Annotated in this window: 3 protein-coding genes; 1 reads left to right on the top strand and 2 read right to left on the bottom strand. The window is 70.7% G+C overall.

Annotated features, from left to right (window positions below; genetic code table 11):
- The first annotated feature begins 773 nt into the window (after nt 1–773).
- Nucleotides 774–1,646: a hypothetical protein gene (locus E6G06_22365; protein TML84816.1), complete on the top strand. Its 873-nt coding sequence runs from the start codon at nt 774–776 to the stop codon at nt 1,644–1,646.
- Here E6G06_22365 and E6G06_22360 read toward each other — a convergent pair.
- Both E6G06_22360 and E6G06_22355 read right to left on the bottom strand, forming a co-directional pair.
- Nucleotides 1,606–2,331: a hypothetical protein gene (locus tag E6G06_22360; GenBank protein ID TML84815.1), complete on the bottom strand. Its 726-nt coding sequence runs from the start codon at nt 2,329–2,331 to the stop codon at nt 1,606–1,608. The two genes, E6G06_22365 and E6G06_22360, sit on opposite strands and share 41 nt — an antisense overlap.
- Before the next feature lie 64 nt (nt 2,332–2,395).
- Nucleotides 2,396–2,575, bottom strand: coding sequence for a hypothetical protein (locus E6G06_22355; GenBank protein ID TML84814.1), 180 nt, complete (start codon nt 2,573–2,575; stop codon nt 2,396–2,398).
- Nucleotides 2,576–2,654 lie beyond the last annotated feature (79 nt).

The raw sequence follows: 2,654 nt of genomic DNA, 5'->3' as shown, positions 1-2,654 counted from the left end.
GGCGCCGTCGCAAACGTGTTCCGATCGCACCCGCAGGTGATGCAGCTCGGGCGTGGGGCTGGACAGGTGTAAGGCCGCCGAAGGCACGAAGCGGTAAAGGCCCCGGCGAAGTTCTCCGAAGCCCAAGGGGAGGGGCTGGCCTGCGGGTCAGTCCCTCGTCTCATTCTCACGTGCGGCGACGACCTCGACGCTTACTAACAGGAAGGTCACGCCAACCGCCGGCCAACCGTCTCCGCGTCAGCGCCCGCGTGCTCGCTGAGTAGCGGGGTGGGTCTCCCGGCATTCCGGCCACGCATTCGGCGAGAGTCACTCAGCCGGGCGTTCCTCCGCATGTGGCGAGCGGTGTTCGGTGTCCCACGCCTCTTCTTCGGCATCTGCGCGTAGCATCGGCAACGCCCCGACCAGGCTTTACGCCGGAGGTCCTACGGCCGTTTGCAGACTGGCGCGGCGCGCATGGGGACCCGAGGGCAGCGCGGGGCCTCGGGGGCCTTCAGTCGCTGTCCCGCAGCAGCACGGCGATTCGGCGAAGGGGCGGCGACCTCGTCGGCGTTGTAGCCCCTCCAGCCCAGAGACGATCCGGACCCGACTCAAGGCACCCTCGGCCTGGGCGCGGCGTGCGTCAGCACGTCGAATCGGCGCCAAAACCGCTATATGGCCCCGTGATCCCCGAAACGGGGTTCCTGGGGTATTGGGCGCCTGGGTGGCGACCGAGGGCGTCGAGTAGGATCCGCTACGCAGGGTAACTGAGCAACTTCTGAGGGGGATTCGGATGCTTGTCACGCCTGGCGCACGCCTGCGCGCGCAGCGTACTCGACTACTACCTCGCCAAGAAGGCCCTCCACGTCGAGCTCGACGACGCCACCCGGCGCGACACGCTCGCCTCGATGACGTTCGGCTACTCGCCCGTGATGATCGAGCACCTGCTCGACGAGGCGCTGGTGTGGGCGCTGCGCCGCGGCGCGGACGCGCTCGACTGGCACGACATCCAGCAGGCGAAGATGACCGAGGAGATCGGGCTGAAGCAGCCGGTCGAGTACACCGATCTCGAGCGCCGCACGATCGCCACCCACGAGGCCGGGCACGCGACCGTCGCCCATCTGGTCGGCAAGGACCGCAAGCTCGAGGTGCTCTCGATCATCAAGCGCAAGGACGCGCTGGGACTGCTCGCCCACAGCGACCTGGAGGAGCGCTTCACGAAGACGCGCTCGGAGATCGTCGGCCTCATCCAGATCGCCATGGGCGGGATGGTGGCCGAGGAGCTGTTCTTCGGCGAGGCGGGGACGGGCCCGTCGGGCGACCTGCAGGCGGCCACCACCGCCGCCGCCCAGATGGTGGGCTCGTTGGGGATGGCCGGCTCGCTGATCTCCTACGACGCGATGGCGGTCGCGGGCGCCCAGAACGTCGTGGCCAAGGTGCTGTCGACCGATTCGGGCAAGGACGCGGTCGACCGCATCCTCAACGACGCCAAGAGCGCGGTCGGCGCCATGCTCGACACCCACCGGCACGTCGTCGCCGCGTTGCGCGACGCGCTCCTCGAGCGCGACGAGCTGCTCGGCGACGACATCACCGCGGTGATCGAGGAAGCCATGCACCCGGCCGAGATCGTCATGCCGCGAGACGAGTCGGTCGAGACCGCCGCGTCATAGGGAGCACCGCGCCGAGCACCAGCCCGGCGACCGGGAAGACCAGCAGCGCGCGACTGGCGAGGTCGGCGCGCGCGAACAGCACGAGGTCGAGGGCGACGAAGGCGCCGAGGCCGAGCCCTGCGAGCGCGCCCAGCGCCCACCGGGCGCGCACGGTGAACAGCAGCGCGAGGAGGAAGGTGGCCGCGGTACCCACGTACGCGATCGGCACCGCTGCACCCTTGCCACCGTCGAGCTTCACGAGAACGGCTCCGCTGCACGTCAAGCGACCCCGGCGGTGTGTGCCGTGCAGCCGGTACACCACACCCCCTGGGAGCACGCGCACGTCGTACGGTCGCACCCCTTCGGTCGCCACCTTGGCGGTCGTGCCGTGCCACCGGTCGACGGAGACGCCGAAGCCCGCCACCGTGAGCTCGACGTCACCGCGGTACGCAACCCGCGCCCGTGCTGCCGCGCGCGGCACCGCGCCGGCGACGATCGAACCTTGCCACCGGACGGTCGCCGCCTTCGGGATGGTGACGACCTCGCCGCCGTGGATGCGCCGGGGAACGTACGCGGTGGCGACGATCGCGCCGGTCGCATCACACGGGCCGGTGACGACCGCGCCGGCCGGCTCCACCGTGATCGCGAGCAGGCTGGCTACGGCCAAGGTCGTCGTCACCGCGGCTTGGCCGATCGATCGTCGCACGATCTCGTCCTCGTCTCTCGCTTGCCTCCTGCGCCATTGTGCTCGACCCCTCGCCGCGCTCACGTCAGGGTGGTGCCCGACTGCCACTCGCAAACGCCTCCGCGACGCCGCTGCCCGGCGGCGTGAGCCGGTAGCACCCGGGCCCGCCCACCAAGCCCCAGCCCTTGGTCTTGAGCAGGTGGTGCCACCAGCACATGCGCCCCAGCCCGTCGAGGGAGGTGGTGTGGCACTGCGCGTAGGGCACCCGGTGGTCGCGCGCTCCAGGCGCCAGTCGACGTCGCAGCCGGTGACGACGCAGCGCCGGTCGCGCACCGCCAGCGCCG

The sequence above is a fragment of the Actinomycetota bacterium genome, from assembly GCA_005888325.1.
GTDB lineage: Bacteria > Actinomycetota > Acidimicrobiia > Acidimicrobiales > AC-14 > AC-14.
The sequence above is the reverse complement of the archived record's forward strand: the minus strand, read 5'-3'. Positions and strand labels throughout refer to the sequence as shown.